This is a genomic window from Inhella sp. (genome assembly GCF_027532025.1).
Classification (GTDB): domain Bacteria; phylum Pseudomonadota; class Gammaproteobacteria; order Burkholderiales; family Burkholderiaceae_C; genus Inhella.
Genome location: NZ_JAPZSY010000142.1, coordinates 1 through 4,015, shown reverse-complemented (window position 1 = coordinate 4,015; position 4,015 = coordinate 1). Strand labels below are relative to the sequence as shown.

The following is a 4,015-nucleotide window of genomic DNA, read 5'->3' as shown; positions in this document are numbered from 1 at the left end:
CCCGGGGGCGACAAGCGTCGTTGCCGGCTCCTGACGTAGCCCGCCACGCGGCGTCGCCAGCGCCTAGCCTGTCGCCCCCGGGATCTCGGCGACGGCCTGGGCTTCTGCCGCGCAGACTCCTAGGCGCCGTTCAAACCGATGGCCGAGTGCCTGCCGAGGCAGCGCGGCGAGCTCAGCCTCACCAACCCGGAGGTGCCCAACGCCCTCCTTGCGTGGCCGTTGAAGCTGCTGATACAGCGCGCCTACCAGGGCACCGAGACCCGGCGGCGGGCTCTGGATGGGGGGCTCCGCCTGTTTCGTCGCCTCACAGGCCAAGGCCGCGTCGTCTCCGGATGCAGCAAACTCGATGCGATGTTTCGGGTCTTCATTGGCGTGGCGCTCATCGCAGACGGGCAGCGGTCGTGTTGACGGGCCACTAAACTGCAGCGCCTTTTCGGAACCGAGCCTCTCCCATGTGGGTCCACCCCCAATTCAACCCCGTGGCCCTGCAGTGGGGGCCCATCGCCATCCACTGGTACGGCCTGATGTACCTGCTGGCCTTCGGGATGTTTTTCTTCCTGATGCGCCGGCGCATGGCCTTGCCTTGGTCGCCCCAGCCCGTCTGGGCCCCGAAGGACCTGGACGACCTGCTGTTTTACGGCGTGCTGGGCGTGGTGGTGGGTGGGCGGCTGGGCCAGGTGCTGTTTTATGAGCCGCTGCACTACCTCGCGAATCCGCTGCAGATCCTGATGGTGTGGAAGGGCGGCATGTCCTTCCACGGCGGCTTGTTGGGCGTGATCGTGGCCCTGGCGCTGTGGGCCCGCGCCCGCGGACGGCATTTTTTTGACGTCACCGACATGGTGGCGCCTTGTGTGCCCACCGGCCTGATGGTGGGTCGGATCGGCAACTTCATCAACGGCGAGCTCTGGGGCCGCGTGGCCCCGGCCGACTTGCCCTGGGCCATGGTGTTCCCGCGCTTGGGCGACGGCTTGCCGCGCCACCCCTCCCAGCTGTACCAGTCGCTGACGGAGGGTCTGCTGCTGTTCGTGCTGTTGTGGTGGTTCGCCAGCCGCCCCCGTGCCCGCGGGGCGGTGAGCGCTTGGTTCCTGATCGGCTACGGTGGGCTGCGCTTCTTCACGGAGTTCTACCGCGAGCCCGACCACTTCGACATCGGGCTGCACGCCCTGCCACTCAGCCAGGGGCAGATGCTGTGTTTGCTGATGGTGGCCGCCGGCGCCGCCATCCTGGCCTGGAGCCGCCGTCAAGGACGTCCTGCATGAGGCAAATCTTCTTCGACACCGAAACCACCGGTCTCGACCCCGACAAGGGCGACCGGGTGGTGGAAATCGGCTGCGTGGAGATGGTGGATCGCCAACTCACCGGCCGGCACTTGCACCTCTACCTCAACCCCGAGCGCGACATGCCCGAAGAGGCGTTTCGCGTGCACGGCCTGTCGGCCGAATTTCTCTCGGACAAACCCAAGTTCGCCGAGGTGGCGCGCCAGGTCACCGAGTTCCTGGCTGGCGCGCAGATCGTCATCCACAACGCGGCCTTCGACGTCGGCTTCATGAATGCCGAGCTCGCACGGATCGGTGCGCCGCCCGTGGCCGACACGGTGGCGAGCGTGCTCGACACCTGGCAACTGGCCAAAGAGCTGTTTCCTGGCAAAGCCAACTCGCTCGACGCCCTGTGCCGGCGATTGGAGGTGGACAACAGCGGTCGCACCTTCCACGGGGCCTTGCTGGACGCCGAGTTGTTGGCCGAGGTTTACGTTCGCCTCACCCGCGGTCAGCACAGCCTGCTGGCCGACGACAGCCACAGCTCCGGCAACGAGATGGTCGACGACGATCTCGGTCCCTTCGACTTTGGCGCTCTGCTCCTGCCCGTGGTGGAGCCCAACGCGACGGAACGCCAAGCGCACCAGGCAGCCTTGACCGGTTTGGACAAGGATGCGGGCGGCGCCTGCTTGTGGCGGCGCCTGGAGGGGCCGCAAGCCGTGGCATAATCTGCGGCTTTCCCGGACACGGACGGGGCAGTTAGCTCAGCGGTAGAGCACTGCCTTCACACGGCAGGGGTCGCAGGTTCGAACCCTGCACTGCCCACCACACCCCGTCCAACCAATCCGGGCGGTTAGCTCAGCGGTAGAGCACTGCCTTCACACGGCAGGGGTCGCAGGTTCGAACCCTGCACCGCCCACCAAACGAAAAGGCCACGTCAAGCGACGTGGCCTTTGTCGTTTTCAGCCCGCCTGCGTCGCTTCGCCGGGTTGCCAGCGCCCTTGGCGCAGCACTTCGTGCGGCTGGAACTTGGCCTTGTAGGCCATCTTGGGGCTTTGTTCGATCCAATAACCCAGGTACAGGTGCGGCAGCTTGAGCTGCCGGGCTTGCTCGATTTGCCACATCACGCAATAGGTGCCGTAGCTGGCCTGCGGGTCGGGTTCGTAGAAGGTGTAGACGGCGGAGAGCCCGTCGCTCAGCATGTCGAGGATGCTGACGATCTTGAGGCGTCCCTCGGCATCGCGGAACTCCACCAAACGCGTGTTGACCCGGCTTTGCAGCAGGAACTGGCTGTATTGGTCCACGCTGTCGTGGTCCATGCCGCCGCCGCTGTGCCGGCTCGATTGGTAGCGCAGGTACAGGTCGTAGTGCTCGGCGCTGTAGCCCAGGCGCATGACGCGGGCCTTGAGGTCGGCGTGCTGTTTGAGTGCCCGCCGCTGACTGCGCGACGGTTGGAACGAGGCCACCGGTACCCGCAAGGGCACGCAGGCTTGGCAGCCCTCGCAGGCCGGGCGGTACGTGAACAAACCCGAGCGGCGAAAGCCCTGGGTGACCAACTGGGAGTAGGCGTCGGCGTGGATGAGGTGGCTGGGTGTGGCCACTTGGCTGCGGGCCTGGCGCTCGGCAAGGTAGCTGCAGGGGTAGGCGGCAGTCACGTAAAACTGCACCTGGGTGAACGGCAGGTCCTTGAGTTGGGTCACGGTTCCCATGATAGGAGCCCAGGGCTTGGCGTTCAGGCAGGATTTGCCCGGGCGAACAGGGCCACCACGGAGCGTGGGGCCACGGTGTGGCTGCCGCCGCTCACGGCTTCGGCGTCGTCCAAGGCCACCAGGTCGTGTGGGCTGGCCCGGCCGGTGTCCAGCACCCGACGCCAGTTCAAGCCCGGTGGCAGCTCGAAGGCGAGGGGCTCCCAGTAGGCGTTCAAGGCGAAGTGCATGCGCAGGTCGCCCGACAGGCTGCTGGCGGTGACGGCCAAGCTGTGCGAGGCGTCGCAAAGGTCGGGCTGGCGCAGGTGCACACCATGCAGTTGAACCCGCACCAAGGTCATCAGCTGCTCGAGCGACAGGTGCGGCGCATGGCGCACCGATTCGCGCTGGTTGCGCAGCGCGATCAAGCCTTTGACGAAGCGATGCAGCTCGGCGTGGGTGTCCAGTCCCGTCCAGTCGAGCCAGCTCAGTGCGTTGTCTTGGCAGTAGGCGTTGTTGTTGCCTTGCTGGCTGCGGCCCATCTCGTCGCCCATCAGCAGCATGGGTGTGCCCAGGCTCAGCACGGTGATGGCCAGCAGGTTCTTCATCTGCCGCAGGCGCAGGGCGTTGATGGCGGGGTCGTCGGTGGGCCCTTCGATGCCGCAGTTCCAACTGCGGTTGTCGTCGGTGCCGTCGCGGTTGTTTTCGCCGTTGACCCGGTTGTGCTTGGCGTTGTGGCTGACGAGGTCGCGCAGCGTGAAGCCGTCGTGGCTGGTGACGAAGTTGATGCTTTGCGCGGGCTCGCGCTGCCCGTCGCCGTAGAGGCGGGGGCTACCGAGCAGCCGCTCGGCCAGGGCGGGCACCTTGCCCGGATCGCCGCGAACGAAGCTGCGCACGTCGTCGCGAAAGTGGCCGTTCCATTCTTTCCAGTGGTCGCCGCCGAAGCCGCCCACTTGGTAGAGCCCAGCGGCGTCCCAGGCCTCGGCGATGAGCTTGGTGCCGGCCAGGGCCGGGTCGGAGTCGATGTCCCACAACACCGGCGCGCGGGGCATTGGGCGCCCTTGCTCGTCGCGC

At 66.7% G+C, this 4,015-nt stretch carries 3 protein-coding genes, 2 tRNA genes and 1 pseudogene; 4 read left to right on the top strand and 2 right to left on the bottom strand.

The genetic code is table 11. From position 1 onward, the window contains the following. Positions 1 to 452 precede the first annotated feature (452 nt). From lgt to O9335_RS16480, 4 genes are all read left to right on the top strand, one after another. Entirely contained in the window at positions 453 to 1,259 is an 807-nt protein-coding gene (lgt, locus tag O9335_RS16495) for a prolipoprotein diacylglyceryl transferase (RefSeq protein WP_298390218.1), read from the top strand. After that, entirely contained in the window at positions 1,256 to 1,984 is a 729-nt protein-coding gene (gene dnaQ / locus O9335_RS16490; protein WP_298390215.1) for a DNA polymerase III subunit epsilon, read from the top strand. The genes lgt and dnaQ overlap by 4 nt, the downstream gene beginning before the upstream one ends. Before the next feature lie 25 nt (positions 1,985 to 2,009). Further along, positions 2,010 to 2,084, top strand: a tRNA-Val gene (locus tag O9335_RS16485). Between the two features lie 19 nt (positions 2,085 to 2,103). After that, positions 2,104 to 2,178 (top strand) — tRNA-Val (locus O9335_RS16480). A 40-nt stretch (positions 2,179 to 2,218) separates the two neighbouring features. Here O9335_RS16480 and O9335_RS16475 read toward each other — a convergent pair. Together O9335_RS16475 and O9335_RS16470 are read right to left on the bottom strand one after the other, a co-directional pair. Continuing rightward, positions 2,219 to 2,956 carry an arginyltransferase gene (locus O9335_RS16475; protein ID WP_298390221.1) on the bottom strand — a complete coding sequence of 246 codons (738 nt, stop codon included), beginning with the start codon at positions 2,954 to 2,956 and terminating at the stop codon, positions 2,219 to 2,221. A 32-nt stretch (positions 2,957 to 2,988) separates the two neighbouring features. Further along, positions 2,989 to 4,015: pseudogene (locus O9335_RS16470) on the bottom strand (glycogen debranching enzyme); the annotation flags it as partial.